Below are 21671 nucleotides of genomic sequence, written 5' to 3'. Positions count from 1 at the left end.
GTCCGTGAATATCTACATCAAGAATGCCTACTTTTTTCCCTTTTTCTGCTAAGCTATAAGCTAAATTTACAGCCACTGTGCTTTTACCAACTCCACCCTTTCCACTGAGAATAATTATTTTATGCTTTATCCTCTCAATATTCTCTTTGAGATATCTTTCTTGTTTTTCTTTTTCAACTTCATTATTCTTTTGCATATTAATTTTCTCCTAAATAATTATTATTTAATGAGATATGCGAAATACAATTTTATCGTCATTCCGTACTTAATGCGGAATCCAAAATCCTTTATATTATTGGATTCCCGTTTTCACGGGAATGACAAATGAAGGGAAATTCCCTATTTTGCATATCACATATTATTATTTACAATATAAATTTTAATTGAATTATGTCCAATGGCTTGAGACATTCGGATCTGCAAGTTCTTTTAATTCATTATTGCGAAATGCATCGTAAGCTTCTTTTATTGTCAAATTTTCTTCTGCAAGATAGATTTTTATTCCAGCAGAATTTAGTATTTGAAATGCTCTCGGACCCATATTTCCAGTTACTAACGCATCGATTTTTAGATTGATAATATTTTGTGCTGACTGAACTCCAGCTCCTCCCATTGCGTTCATGTTTTGTTTATTTGAGATATACTTTTCCTTATCTGAATCTTCATCAAATATGAAGAATCCATTTGCACGCCCAAAGCGCCTATCTACTTGAGCATCCCAGCCTTTACCTGTTGTTGTAAATGCTATTTTCACTTTTCCTCCATAGGTTAGCCACGAAATCTCACAAAAAAACACAGAACAAAGATAGAATTTTAATAACTACTTTTGTGAATTTTTGTGTGGTTTTGTGGCTGTTAGATCATTTTTTATTTTTCATAATTTTGTTTGAAGCTTTGACCAACATCTTTCAACGGTTTTACCAATGTCCAATTTATCATATTCAACCACTGTTTGTTTCAGAACTAAAGATTTCGGGAAAGAGTCAGAATAGGGGATTTTTCCAATAATCTCTAATTCATTATTATGAGAAAAAATTTCTATCTCTTTTGTTATATTCTCATTTATATCGTATTTATTGATAATACATCCAGCTGAATACCCGAAGTGCTTAACAAGTTCAAGAATTCTTTTCAAATCATGAAATCCGGAGAGAGATGGCTCGGTCACTATCAGAACATAATTTGCATTAGATAGGGAAGCGATTACAGGACAGCCTATTCCTGGCGCACCATCAGAAATCAGCAAATCTTTATTATTTTCATTTGCCAAATTATGGGCCACTTCTTTTATTTTTGAAACTAATTTCCCTGAATTTTCTTCTGCGATACCAAGTTTGGCAAAGACCAGAGTGGAATTCCGTCTTGTTTTTGAAATATACCATTTTCCAGATAGATTATCTTCAAATTTAATTGCATCTACTGGACAGATTCTATAACAATATCCACATCCTTCACAGTCAATTTTGTTTATCTCAAATTTATCATCTACATTTTTGACCGCGTCAAATCTGCATATTTCCTGGCATTTTCCACATCCAATACATTTTTCCCTTATGATGTTTGCTTTTTTACCACCGTAGAATTGGTAAGTTTTCTTAATTTTGGGTTCCAATAGAATGTGTAAATCAGATGCGTCCACATCATAATCTGCGAGAACAGCATTTTCCCCAGCTAAATATGCAAAAGAAGCAGCAAACGATGTCTTACCGGTTCCACCTTTTCCACTGATAATTACTAATTCTTTCATACAAGATTTATAATTTTTTCTTCAATTTTCCTAAAACTTTCCTTGATAAAAGGGATACTTATTATATCTCTACCCTGCGAATACAACTCAGCAATTCCTCTCGAATAGGGGATTTCACCTAAGATTGGAATCTTTTCATCTTTACAATAGTGATATACCTCTTGATTTCCTATTCCTGCTTTGTTTATTACAACTCCAAATTTTTTTCTTAGTTTTTGCATAGTTTCTACAGCAAGTTTTAAATCATATAGGCCAAATGGAGTTGACTCGGTTACCAAAACCACAAAATCTGAATCTTTTGTTGCTTCAATAACGGGACAGGAAGTTCCTGGAGGTGAGTCAAAAATGAAATAGCTATTTTCTCCAAATTTTTCTATTGAAAAGTTTTTTGTCTGTTTTATCATAGGAACTGCCATTACCTCACCAATTTTTAATTTACCTTCAACAAAGTAAAAATTATTTGAAGTGATAATACCCCAATGGATTTCACCCATTTCAATATTTTCAATATTAAAAGCTTCTTGAGGGCATAATTCAATGCAAGCATAGCAGCTGTGACAAAGGTCTGGAAAGATTATTACTTCCGTATTTGCTACAGCAATAGCGTTAAACTCGCATATCTCAGCACATTTGCCGCATAGATTGCATTTTTCGTTTACTTTAGGAATTTCTCGGAAACACTTTTTCCGGTTAGAATTTATAGCCCTTAAAAAAATATGGCAGTCTGGTTCCTCAACATCAAGGTCAACCAAAACGATTTTATTTTTTTTAATATTATTAAGAAAAAGAGAGAAATTTACAGCAAAAGTTGTCTTCCCAGTTCCACCTTTCCCACTTGCAACTGAAATTTTCATTTTTTTATTTAACTGTTCTATTTGGAGTGCTGGCCTTCGCTTTGGGAGTATCCACCGGTTAGTCCTTTATGAATTGCAGAAACAGCAGCGTTTCTAATATGTTGCGGAGTTCCAGAAGTAGGTTTTGCCCAGGACAGAAATGCAACATCATCAATTTCTTTTGATAATCTTGTCATTTCGTGGATTGCAGATTTTTTGATTTGTCTTACTCGTTTAGATATGTGCATTTAATTTTCCGCCTTAATTTTTTCTAAATTTAAACGATTTTATCTTACTCTTTCATAGTTTTAATGTTTAGCTAATTATTCAACTTTTAATACATCTTTGAACGCTTTCTTAAAAGATTCTTTAGGAAGTGCTCCCATTGCCATTTGTGGTTTACCTTCTTTTGGACAAAAAAGAAGAGAAGGAATACTACGAATCCCAAAAGCAGCTGCTAATTCCTGCTGTTCTGCTGTATCTATTTTATAGATGTTTACCTTACCTTTATATCCTTCTGCTAATTCCTCCAAAATGGGAGTTACTATTTTACATGGTGCACACCAATCAGCGTAGAAATCTATTACACAAGGAAGGTCACCTTCAAATTTCCAATCTTTGTTTTTACCATAATTAAAAACTTTTTCTTGAAAAGTCTCTTTTGTTAAATGTTCCATTATACTTCTCCTTTAAAAATCCAAGTAATTCTCCCATTATTTCAGTTGCTTTCCCTTCCAAGAAAATATCTGTAATACTGTTTGTATAATTGGAAGATTTTGTATTCACTTCAATAATTTTAACATCATTATTTTTTGCTTCGTAAGGAATCATAGAAGCTGGCATAATTTCACCGGTAGTTCCGATGAGAATAAAAACATCTGCTTTTTCTGTTTCAGCAAAGGATTGTGAACGCGCTGGTTCGGGTATTGGTTCTCCAAAGAAGATGAAATCAGGCTTCAATATTCCTCCGCACTCTTTGCATTTTGGTGGTAATTTATTCAGACCGATTTCAGATACAAAAAATTTCAAACCACATTTAGTGCAAACCAGATTTCTGGAATTTCCATGAAATTCATAAATTTCTTTGCTTCCTGCCATTTGATGAAGATTATCGATGTTTTGAGTTATAACAGCTTTTGTATATCCCATTTTCTCCATTTCAGCAAGAGCAAAATGAGCAGCATTCGGTTTTGCTTTCCCGAAAAAATCATAGAAAATTTCCTTAATCAATTTCCACGATTTAAGAGGATATTTATGAAAATAATTAATGTCCAGAAAAACAGGATCAAACTTACTCCACAAACCATTTTCACCGCGAAATGGTGGAATTCCGCTTTCCACAGAAATTCCCGCTCCAGTAAAGGCGGTCACATGATTCGCATTTTTTATAAGTTCAGCAGCCTTTTCAATCATTTAGAATTCCTTAAAAATTCTCGCTAATGATTTACCCGGAGCTTGAATATCTAAATCTAAAAAATATCCAAATGGAGTTTGAGAAGTTTCATAACCTGATTTTTCTAATCTTTGTTCTGCACGATTAAACAGTTCTTTAGTTATTGATTCATCTGCTTTGCTCAAAGAGAGATGCGCAAAAGAATGCAGAACAATTTTGTTTGCATCATTCTTCTTGGCTGCCCATTTCAGGTTTTTGATCATTTTAGTTTCTATTTTTGAAATATCATCCTCATCTTGTTGCTCAACTTGAATGAATCCAACCAAAGCATTTTCTATCTGCTTGTTCTCAACAAGTTTCTCCACAGATTCTAAATTTTTGATACTTGTTTTATATTTTATATGCGAATTTATCTGCATAGATCATTAATAGTTTCACTGTATTATCCTTTTCTTATTCCTTTAAGAATGGAACATTTTATTTATATATTCAGTTCTATTTATTTTCGCTCCTTTTTAAAATTAATAACACATCCATAATTTAGAAAATCATCGTGGCTTATGGTCTCGCATATCTTTTTGGAAAAATCTAACCCGAATTCTTCTATCTCTCTAATTATATCTGTAATAGTTAGATTTTCCAATTCTCTCATTGGATAATCATTATTAATATGTTTTGGATAAACAGAAACTAGTCCATCTTTTTTTAATACACGCAAGATTTCGGTAAATAGAATTTTTCTTTGATTCTTACTCAAAAAGTGAAGGATATCATACAAAAGCACAGCATCAAAGTAGCTGTCGGGAAAATCAATTTGCAATCTGCCATCGGTTTTTACAATTTCAATATTTTCCAAAGAAAGTTTTTCTGATTTCTCTTTTAATTCATCCAGAGCGGATTCATTCTTATCCAGAGCAAATACTTTGCCTTTTCTACCAACAACAAGTGCAGCTGGAATACTATAATGACCAATCCTAGCACCGAAATCAAGAAGCACGAAGTTTTTCTTCACCCCGATCTTACTTAAGAATTTTACACCTTGTTTTTGCTCCCAATTTTTTATTTGAGAATTCATAACTCTCTCTTTTTTCTGAAAGTTAAATGCTTTCTTTTTTCACCTTTTTCCCATTCATCCATAACAAGTCTGATGTTTTTACAAATACGGTTCATACTATCTTCAAGAGAATCATCATTTATAACAATACATACAAATTTTTTTCTTATTCTCTTTATATTGGGTCCGAAAATTTTTGAGACAACAACTTTTACATTTTCATCCATTAAAAGTTTGGCAATGCCTTTTGCCTTTTTGGGATCTGCGTGAACCTTTTCCTTTTCATCGACTGTATTATCAATCCTTTCGACAAAGTTCGCCCGGTTTTCATCAAATTCATAAATATCATAAAAATTAGAATCACCAAAATGCCTACCCATAAATGTTTTGCCATCGTCAGTGGCAAAAGCTACTCTTATTTTTTTCATTTAATCCTCCCCAAAACTTCCGAAGTTTTTGAAACTTCGGAAGTTTTATCGAGTTTTAATATTCTTTCAATTCACCATTTTTATAAGCATCATAAGCTTCTTTTACAGTCATATTGCCAGCGCCAATATAAATTTTAATATTAGAATTTTGTAACACTCTTGCTGCATTTCCTCCGGGTCCATTTCCAGTAATTAAAATATCAGGATTTAATTCAAATGATTTCTGAGCAGTTTGAGGACCAGCACCGTGAGATACTTCTGCGGTTGCTGTGTTATCCACAGATGTAATTTCATCTTTTTCGTCATCATCAAAGAAAAATCCTGAGTTTTAGAACAATTGCTTGATGAGATTCGTCTCACCTGTCAATCCCCCCGATTTCATCGGGGAGCATAGACGGGAGGCGGACAGGTGTTACATTCAGAATGATCAGCCAGCTGGCGGATTAACATTTTCTTAATGAGCACATTGTGTAGAACCTATGTTTTGTCAATTAGGGGTTTTGTGACATAGATGAAAGTGAGATGAGTTTTGTCTATTTTTTCGCATTTAAGAGCTCTTCACGAATCATAGTATGACCACAATTTGGGCATTTGATTGTTGTGCATTTTGTTCCTTGTTGATGTGGAACTTTTGTTTTGCATTTTGCACAAATGCAATAACCACCTGGTCCGTAAGCACCGCCTTTGTTGCTGCCTAGTCTACCCGTGTTGCTTAATCCTCTGCCGACCCCCTGTCCTCTACCAGTTCCTGGTCCTCTTCCTTGAGGACCTGTTCCGTCACCTCTTGGCATTTTTATCTCCTTTCTCAGCTTCAACTACTTTAAAATCAGCGTTTATGACTTTTTTGTCTTCTTTATCTTGTTGAATTTGTTTTTTATTCTTAAAATGCGATATTAAGCTGCGAACGGTTCGTTGAGTAATTCCATCTGGTTTTCGTGCATCATTTATTATAAAACCTACTGCTGGCAATATCATTGAACGCCAGATAGATATATGACCTTTCTTATTATATAAAGTTCCAAAGCAAGGTCCTCTTCTTCTGCCTGTTCCTGGTCCTAGGCCTTCTGGACCTGTACCGTCTCTTCTTGGCATTTTACTTTCCTCCATTAATATTTTACCACAGGAGTTACACAAGATTGGCACAAGACAAAAGATTTCAAAATTTACTTTCGTGCTTCTCTTGTGAAATTCCCGTGGTAATATTCTTTTTACTTCTTGGTTTTGAGTTCCTCAAGACGCTTTTCAATCGATTTCATTTCATCCTTCATCATTTTAAGTTCATTCTCAAGAACCTGCTTTTCATTTTCTGGTGTATATGGTGTAGGATTTGGATATGGGTAATAAGGCGCATTACCTATATAAGGGTTCGGATAGTAGCCTCTACCAAATCCTCTTCCACGACCGAAGCCATAACCACGACCGTAACCACGGCCATAACCAGCACCACCGCGGGGAACACCTTTTGTGAATCCAGGACTTGAATAACCAGCACAATAACCCAATCCTCTACCTGTCATTGGTCCCATTCCGTCAGGACCTGTTCTATCACCTCTTGGCATTTTAGCCTCCTTCCATTTTAATTTTTATTCTTTAATCTTTTTATCTTCTGCCATGTCTATGCCTACCTCTATGGCATTGCCCAAAACCAAATTGCTGTGCCAGATTGACAAAATCTGTTCCGCCACAATTAGGACATTTGACATCAACATTGCTTTCAAAATCAATAGGAATAATAGTTCCACAATTGAGACATTTTACAATATTATTTCTAAAATAGATTGCTCCCCCCATAATAAAGATTTCTTTCCCCTCTACAATTGCTTTTGCCACTTTTTTTCTTGCTGCATCAATTAATCTTGTAAAAGTTGGACGGGAGATTTCCATTTGATTCGCAGCTGCTTCATGTTCCAGGTCTTTATAGTCTGCCAATCTCAATGCTTCAAATTCATCTAAAGTTAACGGAATCTGCTCTAATAACCTTGCAGGAATTCCAACAGGTTTGAACCGCTGGAATCTCGGCGGCTCTTCTACTCTTCGCTCTATTCTTGGTCTTGTCATTATTTTCCTTTATGAACTTATGTTCATAATATAAGTCTAAGATTTCTGTTGTCAAATTTTTTAATATAAAAATGCAACTAAAACCTAAATCAAGTTTCGCTTTGCTCAAATTAATTCAAGTTGATACTGTCTTGATATAGGTAGGAAATAGGTTTTTAGATTTCCCGATCAAGTTGGAAAATGACAAGATTGGTTGTGACAAGACGGCTTACATCGGTTTACAATAATTAAATCCTCATTAATGTATGATTTTTTGATTTGATTAATAAATATATTCATTTAATAATTTTCCTTGACACAAACAATCTATACTTTTGTTAAAGACTCAAAATTGGAATTTGGAAGGAAACAGAAAATGTTAAAAAGAAATGTCCTAAAAGGATCTGCCTCTGGCATGATAAATCCCATTCATTCCGGGAAGCGAAAAGTTATCATTATGGGTGCTGCTGGAAGAGATTTTCATAATTTCAATATCTACTTTCGTGATAATGAGCAATATGAAGTTGTAGCTTTTACTGCTACTCAGATTCCAGATATTGATGATAGAAAATATCCTGCTGAATTAGCTGGAAGTCTTTATCCCAAAGGTATATCAATTCATTCAGAGTCAGAATTAGGAGATTTAATAAAGTCAAAAGATGTGGATTTAGTGGTCTTTGCTTATAGTGATGTACAACATGAATATGTTATGCATAAAGCATCATTTGTTAATGCTTGTGGTGCTGACTTTATGCTAATGGGAGCTAAAAACGCTCAAATTAAGTCTATCAAACCTGTAATATCAATATGTGCAGTAAGAACTGGTTGTGGAAAAAGCCAGACAACACGCCGAGTTATTGATGTTTTGAAAGTAATGGGAAAGAAGATAGTTGTTATTAGACATCCTATGCCTTATGGAAATCTGGTAAAGCAGAAATTACAAAGATTTGAGACTTATGAAGATTTAGATAAATATAATTGTACCATAGAAGAAAGAGAAGAATATGAACCACACATTAATAATAATACTGTAGTTTATGCCGGAGTTGACTATGAAGCCATTTTGCATGAAGCAGAAAAAGAAAGTGATATTATTATTTGGGATGGTGGAAATAATGATATATCTTTTTATAAAACTGATTTGCAAATAACCGTAGTTGACCCACATCGTGCTGGACATGAATTAAAATATTATCCAGGCGAGACCAATCTCCGATTGGCTGATGTGGTTGTAATCAATAAAATAGATTCCGCTAATAACAATGATATTCTTACAGTAAGAGAAAATATACAGAAGATAAATCCGAAAGCAGTGGTTGTTGATGCTGCTTCACCAATTTCTGTAGATAAACCAGAAATCATCAAAGGTAAGAGAGTATTAGTTGTTGAAGATGGACCAACTTTGACACACGGTGAGATGAAATATGGAGCAGGGATAGTTGCCGCCAAAAAGTTCGGTTGTAAAGAATTAGTTGACCCCAGACCATTTACTGTTGGAACTATTACTAAAACTTTTGAGAAATATCCTGAAATAGGTTTATTACTGCCTGCTATGGGATATTCTGCCAAACAGATAAATGATTTAGAAGAAACTATCAACAATACTGATTGTGATTCAGTAATTATTGCTACTCCAATTGATTTGAATAGAATTATTAATATTGACAAGCCTACAGCCCGAGTTAGATATTATTTACAAGAAATTGGATATCCCAACTTACAGGATGTCTTAAGGGATTTCGTTAAATCCTTAAAATAAATTTAGGAGGAAAGGTGCCATTGAATAAGGAAACTAAAAAATCAATAATGCAAGAGTTTAGAATACATGAAACGGATACAGGCTCTGCTGAAGTACAGATAGCCCTTCTCACACAACGAATCTTTAGTATTACTGAGCATTTAAAAATTCATAAAAAGGATCATCACTCCAGAAGGGGACTTCTGCAATTGATTGGCAGAAGAAGAAGACTCTTAGATTACATCAAAAAAAAGAATGTCAATCGTTATAGAAAACTAATTAAAGCACTTAACTTAAGAAAGTAATATAGTGAATTAGTAAACTGATTAATTATTTATTTGATTATCTATTCGCCTGTCAATTAACTAGTTCACTGATTTACAAATTTACTAATTCACAAGTTTTTTGTGTTTGTGGCTAAATATTAAGAAAGGAAACAATGTATAATAATAAGATAATTCGTATGGAAACTGATTTTGCTGGAAGAAGTCTGATTCTGGAAACAGGGAGAATGGCTAAACAAACAAGCGGTTCAGTATTGGTTCAATATGGTGGGACGGTAGTTTTAGTGACCGCAGCAGTTTCAAAGGAAAGAAAAGCGGATATAGATTTCTTTCCTTTGAGCGTTGATTTTGTTGAGAAGATGTATGCAGCAGGAAAGATTCCAGGAGGATTCTTTAAAAGAGAAGCGAGACCATCAACAACTGCTACACTTTCTGCGAGACTTATTGATAGACCAATTAGACCACTTTTCCCAGAGGGCTTTCGCAACGAGTTGCAAATAATTGCAACAGTTCTTTCTTATGATAAAGTCAATTCTCCTGATATTCTGGGAATGATTGGAGCTTCTGTTGCATTATCTATATCTGAAATTCCCTTTCACGGTCCAATTGCTGGAGTTAATATCGGATTAGTTAATGATAAATTTATTGTTAATCCTACTACTGAACAATTAGAAAATTCAGAACTTGAATTAGCTGTTGCCGGAAAAGAGAATGCAATTATGATGGTTGAGGGAAACGCTAAAGAAATTTCAGAGAAGAAGATGCTCCAGGCTTTAGAGATTGCTAATAATGAAATTAAGAAAATTGTTGAATTTGAAAAAGAGTTTATTGCAAAAGCAAGTAAAGAAAAGAAAGACTTTGAATGTGATCTAGTAGATGAAGATATAGTAAGTGAGATTTCTGGACTCGCAACTGACAAATTAAAAGATGCAATGAACTTATCATCAAAACAAGATAGGCAGAAAGCCGCAGGTGACTTATTGGATGATATATTGAGTCAATACGCAGAGAAACTTTCTCCAGATGATTTTGAGAAGAAACAGATGATGATTAAAACTGCTTTTGATAACCTTTTTAAACAATTGGTTCGTTCACAAATTATTAAAGAACGGCGAAGAATTGATGGTCGGGGGTTTGATGAAATTAGACCAATTACCTGCGAAATTGATGTTTTGCCTTATGCTCATGGTTCTGCACTTTTTACTCGTGGAGAAACACAATCTTTGGGCGTGGTAACACTTGGTACAAGTTCGGATGAGAAAGTTATTGATGAATTGGATGAGGAGTATAAAAAACGTTTCTTTTTGCATTATAACTTTCCACCTTTTAGCGTTGGTGAAGTAAAGTATTTACGAGGTCCAGGAAGAAGAGAATTGGGACATGGCAATCTTGCTGAAAGATCTCTATCCCCAGTAATCCCTGAAAATGAGCAAAAATTTCCTTATACTATCAGGATAGTATCTGATATTTTAGAGTCTAATGGCTCTTCTTCAATGGCAACTGTATGCAGTGGGACCTTAGCCTTGATGGCTGCAGGCGTGCCAATTTCCAGAGCTGTGGCTGGTGTTGCAAATGGATTGATTCTTGAAAATAATGAACATATTATCCTTACAGATATTATTGGAACGGAAGACCATTACGGTGATATGGATTTTAAGGTTACTGGTACAGAAAAAGGAATTACAGCTTTTCAAATGGATATAAAAGTAGAGGGAATCACAAGAGAAATTATGGCTGAAGCTTTGGAAAAAGCTAAAAATGCGCGTCTCTTCATCTTAGATAAAATGAAACAAACAATTGATAAACCAAGAACCGAAGTTTCCAAAATAGCGCCTAAAATTGAGATTATTAAGGTAAAGACCGAGAAAATCGGCGACATTATAGGTCCACAGGGAAAAGTTATCAGAAAAATAATTGAAGAAACTGGCGTGACTATTGATATTGGAGATGATGGCTTGGTTCAGATTGCGTCATCTGATAAATCTTCTATTGAAAAAGCAAAGAAAAAAATTTTAAGTATTATTGAAGAGCCAGAAGTGGGAAAAGTATATCTCGGAACCGTAAAAAATATTAGAGATTTCGGGGCTTTTGTTGAATTTTTACCTCGGACAGAGGGACTTGTGCATGTATCAAACCTGGAAAATAAACGAACAGAACATGTTGAAGATGTTGTAAAAGTTGGCGATAAGGTCTATGTTAAAGTTATTAATATTGATACTGATGGTAAAGTACAGTTGAGCATGAAAGATGCTCAAAGGACTAAATCAGATAGAAAAGATTTCAATAATAGATTTAAAAGATACTAATTCGTTGTGAAAATAATTTTAGTAGTAGGAGCAAGACCAAATTATATGAAAATTGCTCCTATTTATTTTGCCTTAAAATCCGAACAAAATTTTCATCCACTTATAGTTCATACAGGACAACATTATGACAATAATCTTTCAGAAATATTTTTTGAAGAATTAGGTCTACCAGAGCCTGATACCTATTTAGGAGTAGGCTCAGGAACACACGGTGAACAAACATCTCGCATAATGATTGAATTTGAAAAAGTCCTCTTGAATGAACAACCAGGTCTTGTAATGGTAGCTGGCGATGTTAATTCTACTATTGCCTGTGCTTTGGATTCAGTAAAATTACATATTCCCGTAGCACATCTTGAAGCTGGACTTCGCTCCTATGATAGACGAATGCCCGAAGAGATTAATCGTGTCTTAACTGACTCTATTTCAGAGATTTTGTTGACACCGTCTCTTGATGCAAATGAGAATCTTAAAAAAGAAGGTGTTTCAGATGAGAGAATCTTCTTTGTTGGTAATGCAATGATTGATTCTCTAAGAAGATACGAAAAGCTTGCCGAAAGATCAAATATTCTTGAACAGTTAAATATAACTTCAAATAATTATGGTTTAATAACTTTACATAGACCAAGCAATGTTGATAATAAAAAGAGTTTTGAGAAGATAATCACTGCTTTTGAAGAGATTGAAAAAAAAATTCCCTTAATTTTTCCAATACATCCGCGTTCTCGTAAACAGATTAAGCAATTCTCTTTGAAATCACAGTTTGAGAATATGAAAAACCTTAAGTTTATAGAACCTGTAGGCTATCTTGATTTTCTTAAGTTAGAAAAGGATGCAAAACTTGTTCTTACTGATTCAGGTGGAATTCAAGAAGAAACCACAGTTTTTGGTGTGCCTTGTATAACTATCCGTGAAAATACCGAAAGACCAATTACAATCAAGCAAGGAACAAATCAATTGGTTGGAAATGATACCCAAAAAATTATAAAAGCTGTAAAATCTATCTTAGGGGGGTATTGTAAAGAACGAACTATTCCAAAATTCTGGGATGGAAAAACTGCTTTAAGAGTAATGGAAGTTTTGAAGCATTTTGTATAACTAGCGAAATAAAATGAGCCACAAAAACACACAAAATCACACGAAAAGTAATATTGTATTTGGCGATGAGTGTTATAAAATTAGTGAATTTGTGAATTAGTAAATTGACAGATAAATAAGTACACCAATTAACAAGTTTACTAATTTACTAATTTTTTGTGTTTTTTTATTCACCCTTCGTCCCGATTAAATCGGGACTACGGAGAACGGGTGTAGTTTCGCTTGCCCGATTAAATATGGCTTGCACTGTAAGGTGTATCTTTACTTAGTAGTAAGCTATTTAATCTGGGTGGCTAAAAATTTCTTTGGAGATAGTATGAAAATCTTTGTAACAGGCGGTGCAGGCTTTATTGCATCACATATTTCAGATGCTTATATAGAGGATGATCATCAAGTTGTTATTGTAGATAATCTCTCAACGGGAAATCCAGATAATATAAATCCAAAAGCTAAATTTTATCATATTGATATTTGTGATAAAGGATTAGAAAATATTTTCAAAACTGAAAAACCGGATATTGTAAATCATCATGCTGCGCAAATTAGCGTACCAGTTTCTGCGAAAGACCCTATTTTTGATGCAGAGGTGAATATTTTAGGCACAATTAATGTTTTGCAAAATTCAGTAAAGTATGGAGTCAAGAGAGTAATTTTTTCTTCCACTGGCGGTGCAATTTATGGCGATGCAGAGGAATATCCCACAACAGAAAATTATGTCCCTAAACCAGTTTCACCTTATGCAATTGCAAAATTTTCGGTTGAGAAATATCTCCATTATTATAACCATCAGTTTGGCTTAAAATATCTTGTTCTACGGTATGCAAATGTTTATGGACCTCGCCAAATTCCACATGGCGAAGCAGGGGTTGTATCTATTTTTATTGAAAATATCTTGCAAGATAAGATTTCTAATCTTTATGCTTATCCGGAAAATCCTGACGGAATGATTCGTGATTATGTCTTTGTTGGTGATGTTGTAAAATCAAATTTAATTGGTCTTGAAAAAGGAGACAATGAACTTGTGAATATTGGTACAAATAATGAGACTTCAACTGGAGAACTTTATCATCAGATTGCAGAACTTACGAATTCAGATATTCAGCCGAAAAAATTAGGGGCTAGACCTGGAGATATCCACAAAAGTTGTCTTGATATTTCCCGAGCAAGGAATATTCTAAACTGGTATCCTCAAACAACTTTAAAAGATGGAATAATGAAAACTATTGAATATTTTTACAACAAATACCACAGAAAGGATAAATAAATATGAAAATCGCTGTAGTGGGCACAGGCTATGTTGGTTTAGTTACTGGCACTTGCTTTGCAGAAATGGGAAGTGAGGTCATCTGCGTTGATAATAATCAAGAAAAAATTGATATGTTGAATCATGGGGTGATGCCAATTTTTGAGTATGGGTTAAAAGAGATGGTAGAAAGAAATATAAAGGGGAATCGTATATCTTTTATTACTGATATAAAAAAAGCAGTTGAAGAATCCTTAGTGATATTTATCGCTGTTGGAACCCCGCCAAACGAAGACGGTTCAGCAGACCTTCAATATGTGCTAACTGTAGCAAAAGATATTGGGAAATATATTAATGGCTACAAAGTTGTGATTGACAAATCCACCGTTCCAGTTGGTACCGCAGATTTAGTAAAAGAAACGATAAAGTCTGAATTAGAAAAACGAGAATTGAATTATGATTTTGATGTCGTGTCTAACCCTGAATTTTTGAAAGAAGGAATGGCTATAGAAGATTTTCTGAAGCCGGATAGAATTATAGTTGGAGCTGATAGTGAGAAAGCAAAGGATATTATGAATGACCTTTACTCATCATTTACTTTTAGAAGCAATCGCGTCATCTTTATGAGTATTCGTTCTGCTGAATTGACAAAATATACTGCAAATGCAATGCTTGCTACAAAAATTTCATTTATGAATGAAATAGCAAATCTGTGTGAAAAAGTCGGTGCTAATGTTGAAGATGTAAGAATAGGAATAGGTTCTGACTCACGAATTGGTTATAAATTTCTTTATCCAGGTGTTGGATATGGCGGTTCTTGTTTTCCAAAGGATATAAAGGCTCTTATAAAAATTTCACAAGAAAACAATTCATCATCACAAATATTAGAAGCAGTTGAAAATGTAAATTATAAACAGAAACAGATAATGATTGATAAAATATGTGCACATTTTGGGAAAGATTTGAAAGGCAAGGTATTTGCTATCTGGGGTCTTTCTTTTAAACCAATGACTGATGATGTACGAGAAGCTCCATCAATAATTATAATTAATGAACTAATTAAACGGGGTGCAAAAATTCAAGCCTATGACCCAAAGGCAATTAAGGAAGCAAAAAAAGTATTCGGCAATAATCCATTCATTAAATATTTTAATGACCAATATCAGGCTCTGGGAGATGCAGATGCTTTAGTTCTTATAACAGAATGGCGTCAATTTCGTCACCCTGATTTTCAAAAGATAAAAAATACGCTCAAACAAAAAGTAATCTTTGATGGCAGAAACCAATATGACCCTGAAAAGACAAAAGCTAATGGCTTCACCTATTTTTGTATTGGAAAATAATAGATAAGAAATGTTAGATTCAAGTCAAGAAAAAACAGAACAATAAATTGAATATCGAATATTGATTAACGAATAATGATTTAAGAAGTTTATGAATTATGAATAAATATGATTTAGAAGAACGATTGATTGAATTTTCAGTTTTGATAATTGAAATTGTAAACGAAATGCCCAATTCAAAGGCAGGGAATCATTTATCCGGACAATTGGTTCGTTCCGGGACATCAGTTTCATTGAATTATGGAGAAGCACAAAGTGCAGAGTCGAAAAAAGACTTCATCCATAAAGTAAAAGTAATTTTAAAAGAACTGCGAGAAACTTATGTTTGTCTGAAAATAATTCACCGAAGCAAATTGTATAAAACTGAAAGTAAAATAATAAAGGCAAAAAAAGAGAATAATGAATTGATTTCAATTTTTGTCAAGAGCATTGAAACTGCACAAAAAAATCTAAAATTATAAATATTTTTTCAATCACAAAAAAATCAAAAATCGTTAATCAGTGTTCAGTGTTCGATATTCAAAAAGAAGATAAATGAAAAAGACCAGAAGATAACAAAACCTATACGAAATGCGGGATTCAGGACAAAACAGAAAGGAAGTGCAATAAAATTCCGCGCTACGCATTGCCCCAACCATTAGATTTAATATAAGAAATCAGTTTAGTTTTTGGAGATATTATGAAAGTATTTTACTATAATCAAGACAATATTAATACGGATTTGATGTTCCCTGGAAAATATACTTATGAATCATCAGACCTTGATTTTATAAAAGAACATCTTTTTGAAGATTTGGACACAAACTTTTCAAGAGAGGTTCAAAAAAGTGATATAATTTTGGCAGGTAAGAATTTTGGTTGTGGTTCCTCAAGAGAACAACCCGGGCTTGGTCTGAAATATGTTGGTATAAGAGCTATTATCGCCAAATCCTTTGCTCGTATATTCTATCGTAGTGGCACTAATCAAGGATTGCTTTTGATAGAATGTCCGGACGCAGTTGATTATTATAAGGAAGGAAATAAGATTGAGATTGATGAGAAGGTAGGCGAATTAAAGGTAGGGGATAGAACTTTTAAGTTTCCACCTCTACCGACACAAATGCAAAAAATCATTGAAAGTGGTGGGCTTTTGCAAAATATCAAAAAGAGAATAGGATGAATCTTGATAAGCTAAAAAATTATATAAAACTAATTTACTCAAGTTTCGTATAAGATGTTATCAAAAGTTAAGTATGATTTATTCATTTAGTTCCGTTTATGCAAAACTTGATAAATAATTCCAAATATCTAATTTCTAATTTCAAATAAAATTTCAAACGACAAATTACAAACAAGAAAAATCAAAATATTGACCATTTCTTGGTGAAATCAACAGTCAGGTTAGAATGGTATCAAAGGTAGTTTCACAGTTATTCAAAGGATCTGCCTATAACATGAAACGGTGAAACAAAAATTTATTGAAAAAAACCAATAAACCCAACTTAATTTTTTTATCTCTCCATAAATAAATCAACACGGAAACAATGACTTTGACGTTTAAACTTTGGCATTTATTTGACATTAGAAATTTGGATTTTGAAATTAAGTTAATTTATTTTGTATTTTACTTTTTTGTGTAATCTCATAATAAATTAATAAAAAAATGAGATATGCAAAATTGTTAATTTGGCTTTATTTGTCATTCCAGTGAAAGCTTGTCCTCAAGAAATTGGGGACGGGAATCCAATGAAATAAAGGATTTTGGATTCCGAATCAAGTGCGGAATGACAATAAAATGTTATTTTGCATAACTCATATTAATAAAAAAATACGGGAGGATTAGATGGAAATAAAAAAGTTAATCGCGGAAATTAAAGAAAATATTGAGAAAACTGCTAATGTAAAATCAATATTTGGTGATGTGAAAAAGGTAGATAATGTATCAATAATTCCCGTGGCTTCTGTACGATTTCAAGGTGGAGGTGGTGGAGGTTTCGGCGAAATGGAAGCTAAGAAAAAGGAAAAACCAGAACCGTTAGAAGAGGCTGAAACAGAAAAAGAAGGTGCTAAAAAAGGAAGAAATGGCAAAGGTGGTGGATTGGGAATGAAAGTTGATGCCAGCCCGGTTGGCTATATTGAAATAAAGGGTGATAATGCTAAATTTGTTGAAATACTTGATAAAACAAAAATAATCTTAAAGGGATTAAAGATATTTATGATAGTTTTTATCATCTATACAATTAGAGTGGTTTTGAAAAGGAGAAAAAAATAAACCTTAAAGCAAACTGTTAATTTGTATTTCAGAGTTAAAAATTTTTCTTTCTTGATACAAATTTACTTAATTTACAAAAGTAATTCGTAATACGGTATCTGAGATTTAGATTATCACGAAGCACAGATGTGAAAAACATCTACTTGCTTTTGTTATCTTAGTAATTACTTTCCGTCCGTAAACCCCGTTAGATGTTTACTATCTCACGGGGTAAACTCCAAACCTTGCGAATGTCCGCCAGCTGGTGGATTCGCAATGGTTGATTCGCTCTATTTCAAAAGAGAATAAAATACAGGAAGGACTATGAAAAAAGCAATATTATTTTTAATTTTACTATTTATCTTTTTAATTATTACTATGAAGTCTTTCGCGGACCCACCATCCACTTTTGATTTACGTGATGTTAACGGAGAAAATTATGTAACTTCAATTAAGAATCAACAAGGAGGAACCTGCTGGTGTCATGGTGCAATGGCTGCCATAGAGGGTAATCTTATGATGACAGGTGCATGGACTGCTGCCGGAGAAATTGGTGAGCCAAATCTTGCAGAATATCATCTTGATTGGTGGAATGGATTCAACCAGCATAATAATGATGATACAGATCCACCAACTGGAGGAGGTCTTACTGTGCATGAAGGTGGTGACTACAGAGTTACTTCTGCATATCTCACTCGTAGTGAGGGAGCGGTGCGAGATATAGATGGTCAATCATACAGCACCCCTCCGTTAAGATTTGACCCTGGTTATCATTTCTACTATGTTAAAGATATTGAGTGGTATGTAGCAGGTTCCGATCTAAGCGACATTAATACAATAAAGAACAAGATTATGGAAAAAGGTGTGCTGGGAACTTGTATGTGCTATAATTCATCATTTATTAATTGGGAATATATCCATTATCAACCACCAAGTAGTACATTGGACCCCAATCATGCTGTTGCTATAATAGGTTGGGATGATAGCATAGTTACTGAAGCTCCTGAGCCAGGTGCCTGGATATGCAAGAATAGTTGGGGAACAGGTTGGGGTATTGATGGTTATTTCTGGATTTCCTATTATGATAAACATTGCTGTCAACATCCTGAAATGGGAGCAATTTCCTTTCAAGATACCGAACCCTTGCATTACGACCATATCTATTACCATGACTATCATGGTTGGCGTGATACAAAAACAGGTTGTAATAAAGCATTTAATAAATTCATATCTGAAGGCAATGAATTGTTAGAATCAGTGAGTTTTTTTACAGCTGTAGACAATGTGATTTACACAGTAAAAGTTTACGACCGATTTGAAGGTGGTGTATTGTTAGATGAGCTTTCATCAAAAACCGATACAATTAACTATACAGGATTTCATACTATAGATTTAGAAACGCCTGTTGGACTTAATCCAGATGATGATTTTTACATCTATCTTGAACTATCTGCTGGTGGACAGCCGTATGACAGAACCTCTGATGTTCCTGTCTTGCTTGGAGCTCAGTATAGAACTATTGTTGAATCAGCAGCAAATCCGGATGAGAGTTATTACTTTAGTGGTTCAACCTGGCTGGATTTTTATGACTATGTATTTGACGATCCGTCCTGGAATGGTACAGCAAACTTTTGCACTAAAGCTTTAACTGTAAATAGAGGTATGCGGGTTAACCCTGAGGATGATTTCCAATCAGAAGGACCTGTTGGTGGTCCATTCTCACCTTTAAGTAAAACATATATAATTAAGAATAGAGATACTCTATCCATCAACTATGAAGTAACACAAAACCTGATTGCTGATTGGCTAAGTCTTTCTGGTGATATATCTGGTTTTCTTGAACCAACTGACACTGCAGAGGTGATTGTTGAAATTAATAGTAATGCTACAAGCTTAAGTGAAGGTGTACATTTTACTACGATTTCTTTTACTAATACTACAAATCACTTAGGTGATACTACTCGTCAAGTGGGGTTAGCAATTGGAGAAGCGACCTTAAGATACCAGTGGTGTCTTAACAGGGACCCAGGTTGGAATATTGCAGGAGATTGGGAGTTCGGTCAACCAACTGGTGGTGGTGGTCAACATGGAGATCCAGACCCAACAAGTGGTTACACAGGAGATAATGTTTATGGATATAATCTTAATGGTGACTATCCAAATAATCTTCCAGAAAAGTGTTTAACAACTCGGGCAATAGATTGTTCAGATTTATATAATGTGCACTTGAAGTTCTGGCGTTGGTTAGGTGTTGAACAACCTGCATACGACCATGCGTATGTAAGGGTTAGTAATGATAGTACTAATTGGACAACTGTCTGGCAAAATTTAACTGAGATTACTGATTATTCATGGACTCAAATGGATTTAGACATCTCAGATAAAGCGGATAATCAGCCAACTGTGTATTTACGCTGGGTGATGGGTCCTACCGACGGTGGATGGACTTATTGTGGCTGGAATATTGATGATATACAGATTTTCGCTTTTGATGGCATTAATTATCAAACTGATAAAGATATAATAACCAATAAATTTTTCATTACTCAAAACTATCCAAATCCTTTTACTAAAAAAACTTCAATTAGTTATACATTACCAAAACCAGCTCATGTGAGTATTAAGATTTACAATATTAAAGGCCAATTAGTTAAAACTTTAGTTGATGAAAATAAACCTGCCGGTTATCATACTGTTGATTGGGATGTCCTCGAGATCCCCGCGTCCGCGGGGACAGGGATGAGTTCAGGTATATACTTCTATAAATTTGAAGCAGAAGGTAAGACGCTCATCAAAAAGATGATATTGATACGATAATAAATAACAGAAAAGGCTGATTGTTTCAAAAGAATTATTGAAAATATTTTACTGCGTTTCTAAAGATTTGTAATTCCGGACCTTGTTCCGGGAGTTTTTTCCCCTTTCTTTGATATTTTTCTTTTGACAATGTCCAGTTAGGAAGTTGAGTAAAATCTATGGCTCTTTCAGGATGCGGCATTATTCCAATAAGTCTTTTAGATTCATCTGTAATACTTGCAATATCTTCAAGAGAGCCATTTGGATTTGCCTTTAAACTTTGATATTTACATATGCTGCCTTTAATATATTTTGCTGCAATTAGGTTATGTTCCTTAATCTTTGCCAGTATTTTTGGTTCTGTATAGAATTTACCCTCTTTATGTGCTATTGGCAAACTAATCTTATCTATTCCATTAATCCATGGACTGTTGCCTTTAAATTGTAAATCAACCCATCTGTCAATGTATCTGGCTGAATTGTTGTAGATTAGTGCAACATTTCTTTCACCATATTGTTTATCTAAAGCAGGGAGCAGACCGAGATTAACCATAACTTGAAAACCATTACAGATTCCTATTGCTAGATGGTCTTTCTCAACAAAATCTTTTATTTCATACCAGAAATTGTTTTTAATTTTATTTGCTAAAGCATTGCCAGAGCCAGTGTCATCTCCATAAGAAAATCCACCTGGAAGGACCAGGATTTGATAATCATTTAGTTTTTTATAGCCATCAATTAAATCATTGATGTGGACTATTTCTGAATTTGCTCCTGCTTTTTCAAAGGCAAAGCTAGTTTCTTCATCACAATTAATCCCATATCCAGTCATTACCAAAACATTTGGTTTTGCCATTTTTATTATTTTTATTATTATTATGAGTTTAATAACTCAAATTTCGCAGGAGTGGAGATCACTGAATAATTCATTTTTTATCTTTGCAATATCTCAATAAGATATTGATATTTAAATAGTTACATGTAAGTTCAAGATTGGTGATTTAAGCTGCATTATCATGGTTTATAAGATTATTTTGCATTTTATCAGAGGACATTAGAATGTGAAATATGCTTTACCAAGCTGGGGCTTGGTAAAGAGAGTGGAGAGAGGGCTTGGTAAAGAGAGTGGAGAGAGGGCTTG

The 21671-nt window shown here is 34.0% G+C and carries 25 protein-coding genes and 1 pseudogene; 10 read left to right on the top strand and 16 right to left on the bottom strand.

Annotated features, from left to right (window positions below):
* The 15 genes and pseudogenes from U9R23_01320 to U9R23_01250 all read right to left on the bottom strand — a co-directional run.
* The coding region (locus tag U9R23_01320; protein MEA3475077.1) for a P-loop NTPase at positions 1–196 on the bottom strand (196 nt) is incomplete at its 3' end.
* Positions 197–388: 192 nt separating this feature from the next.
* On the bottom strand, positions 389–754 hold the full coding sequence (locus U9R23_01315; protein MEA3475076.1) for a NifB/NifX family molybdenum-iron cluster-binding protein: 366 nt from the start codon (positions 752–754) through the stop codon (positions 389–391).
* 120 nt (positions 755–874) lie between these two features.
* Positions 875–1747 (bottom strand): ATP-binding protein, encoded by an 873-nt coding sequence (locus U9R23_01310; protein ID MEA3475075.1) that lies wholly within the window; start codon positions 1745–1747, stop codon positions 875–877.
* On the bottom strand, positions 1744–2601 hold the full coding sequence (locus U9R23_01305; protein ID MEA3475074.1) for an ATP-binding protein: 858 nt from the start codon (positions 2599–2601) through the stop codon (positions 1744–1746). Before U9R23_01305 ends, U9R23_01310 begins: the two co-directional genes overlap by 4 nt.
* A 17-nt stretch (positions 2602–2618) precedes the next feature.
* Positions 2619–2828 (bottom strand): hypothetical protein, encoded by a 210-nt coding sequence (locus U9R23_01300; GenBank protein MEA3475073.1) that lies wholly within the window; start codon positions 2826–2828, stop codon positions 2619–2621.
* Between the two features lie 75 nt (positions 2829–2903).
* Positions 2904–3260 carry a thioredoxin gene (gene trxA, locus U9R23_01295; protein MEA3475072.1) on the bottom strand — a complete coding sequence of 119 codons (357 nt, stop codon included), beginning with the start codon at positions 3258–3260 and terminating at the stop codon, positions 2904–2906.
* Positions 3214–3993, bottom strand: coding sequence for an NAD-dependent deacylase (locus U9R23_01290; GenBank protein MEA3475071.1), 780 nt, complete (start codon positions 3991–3993; stop codon positions 3214–3216). Before U9R23_01290 ends, trxA begins: the two co-directional genes overlap by 47 nt.
* Positions 3994–4392, bottom strand: a complete 399-nt coding sequence (locus U9R23_01285; GenBank protein ID MEA3475070.1) for a threonyl-tRNA synthetase editing domain-containing protein — start codon at positions 4390–4392, stop codon at positions 3994–3996.
* Between the two features lie 80 nt (positions 4393–4472).
* Positions 4473–5048 (bottom strand): class I SAM-dependent methyltransferase, encoded by a 576-nt coding sequence (locus tag U9R23_01280; GenBank protein MEA3475069.1) that lies wholly within the window; start codon positions 5046–5048, stop codon positions 4473–4475.
* A complete protein-coding gene (locus U9R23_01275) occupies positions 5045–5455 on the bottom strand; it encodes a NifB/NifX family molybdenum-iron cluster-binding protein (GenBank protein ID MEA3475068.1) in 411 nt (136 codons plus the stop codon). Before U9R23_01275 ends, U9R23_01280 begins: the two co-directional genes overlap by 4 nt.
* 55 nt (positions 5456–5510) lie before the next feature.
* Positions 5511–5756, bottom strand: a pseudogene (locus tag U9R23_01270) (NifB/NifX family molybdenum-iron cluster-binding protein).
* Between the two features lie 232 nt (positions 5757–5988).
* Positions 5989–6246: a DUF5320 domain-containing protein gene (locus U9R23_01265; GenBank protein MEA3475067.1), complete on the bottom strand. Its 258-nt coding sequence runs from the start codon at positions 6244–6246 to the stop codon at positions 5989–5991.
* A complete protein-coding gene (locus tag U9R23_01260) occupies positions 6233–6547 on the bottom strand; it encodes a DUF5320 domain-containing protein (protein MEA3475066.1) in 315 nt (104 codons plus the stop codon). Before U9R23_01260 ends, U9R23_01265 begins: the two co-directional genes overlap by 14 nt.
* Positions 6548–6663: 116 nt before the next feature.
* Entirely contained in the window at positions 6664–7014 is a 351-nt protein-coding gene (locus tag U9R23_01255; GenBank protein ID MEA3475065.1) for a DUF5320 domain-containing protein, read from the bottom strand.
* Positions 7015–7054: 40 nt separating this feature from the next.
* Complete coding sequence (locus U9R23_01250; GenBank protein MEA3475064.1) at positions 7055–7513, bottom strand: DUF134 domain-containing protein; 459 nt, start codon at positions 7511–7513, stop codon at positions 7055–7057.
* Positions 7514–7907: 394 nt separating this feature from the next.
* On the opposite strand from U9R23_01250, the gene U9R23_01245 reads away from it, so the two are divergent.
* From U9R23_01245 to U9R23_01200, 10 genes are all read left to right on the top strand, one after another.
* A complete protein-coding gene (locus U9R23_01245; GenBank protein ID MEA3475063.1) occupies positions 7908–9251 on the top strand; it encodes a cyclic 2,3-diphosphoglycerate synthase in 1344 nt (447 codons plus the stop codon).
* Between the two features lie 14 nt (positions 9252–9265).
* Complete coding sequence (rpsO, locus tag U9R23_01240) at positions 9266–9535, top strand: 30S ribosomal protein S15 (GenBank protein ID MEA3475062.1); 270 nt, start codon at positions 9266–9268, stop codon at positions 9533–9535.
* A gap of 134 nt (positions 9536–9669) precedes the next feature.
* On the top strand, positions 9670–11820 hold the full coding sequence (gene pnp, locus U9R23_01235; GenBank protein MEA3475061.1) for a polyribonucleotide nucleotidyltransferase: 2151 nt from the start codon (positions 9670–9672) through the stop codon (positions 11818–11820).
* 6 nt (positions 11821–11826) lie between these two features.
* Positions 11827–12918: a UDP-N-acetylglucosamine 2-epimerase (non-hydrolyzing) gene (gene wecB / locus U9R23_01230; GenBank protein ID MEA3475060.1), complete on the top strand. Its 1092-nt coding sequence runs from the start codon at positions 11827–11829 to the stop codon at positions 12916–12918.
* A 316-nt stretch (positions 12919–13234) separates the two neighbouring features.
* Positions 13235–14182, top strand: coding sequence for an NAD-dependent epimerase/dehydratase family protein (locus U9R23_01225; protein ID MEA3475059.1), 948 nt, complete (start codon positions 13235–13237; stop codon positions 14180–14182).
* A 2-nt stretch (positions 14183–14184) separates the two neighbouring features.
* Complete coding sequence (locus U9R23_01220) at positions 14185–15504, top strand: UDP-glucose/GDP-mannose dehydrogenase family protein (GenBank protein MEA3475058.1); 1320 nt, start codon at positions 14185–14187, stop codon at positions 15502–15504.
* 98 nt (positions 15505–15602) lie between these two features.
* On the top strand, positions 15603–15965 hold the full coding sequence (locus U9R23_01215; protein ID MEA3475057.1) for a four helix bundle protein: 363 nt from the start codon (positions 15603–15605) through the stop codon (positions 15963–15965).
* 218 nt (positions 15966–16183) lie between these two features.
* Complete coding sequence (locus tag U9R23_01210) at positions 16184–16663, top strand: 3-isopropylmalate dehydratase (GenBank protein ID MEA3475056.1); 480 nt, start codon at positions 16184–16186, stop codon at positions 16661–16663.
* Positions 16664–17326: 663 nt separating this feature from the next.
* Complete coding sequence (locus U9R23_01205) at positions 17327–17755, top strand: spore germination protein GerW family protein (GenBank protein ID MEA3475055.1); 429 nt, start codon at positions 17327–17329, stop codon at positions 17753–17755.
* 303 nt (positions 17756–18058) lie between these two features.
* On the top strand, positions 18059–20551 hold the full coding sequence (locus U9R23_01200; GenBank protein ID MEA3475054.1) for a lectin like domain-containing protein: 2493 nt from the start codon (positions 18059–18061) through the stop codon (positions 20549–20551).
* Between the two features lie 34 nt (positions 20552–20585).
* Here the strand turns inward: U9R23_01200 and U9R23_01195 are convergent, their stop codons facing one another.
* Positions 20586–21386 (bottom strand): phosphoribosylformylglycinamidine synthase subunit PurQ, encoded by an 801-nt coding sequence (locus U9R23_01195; protein MEA3475053.1) that lies wholly within the window; start codon positions 21384–21386, stop codon positions 20586–20588.
* Between the last annotated feature and the right edge of the window lie 285 nt (positions 21387–21671).

Source organism: Candidatus Cloacimonadota bacterium, from assembly GCA_034722995.1.
Lineage (GTDB): Bacteria > Cloacimonadota > Cloacimonadia > JGIOTU-2 > JGIOTU-2 > JAGMCF01.
This window is presented reverse-complemented; position numbering and strand designations above follow the sequence as displayed.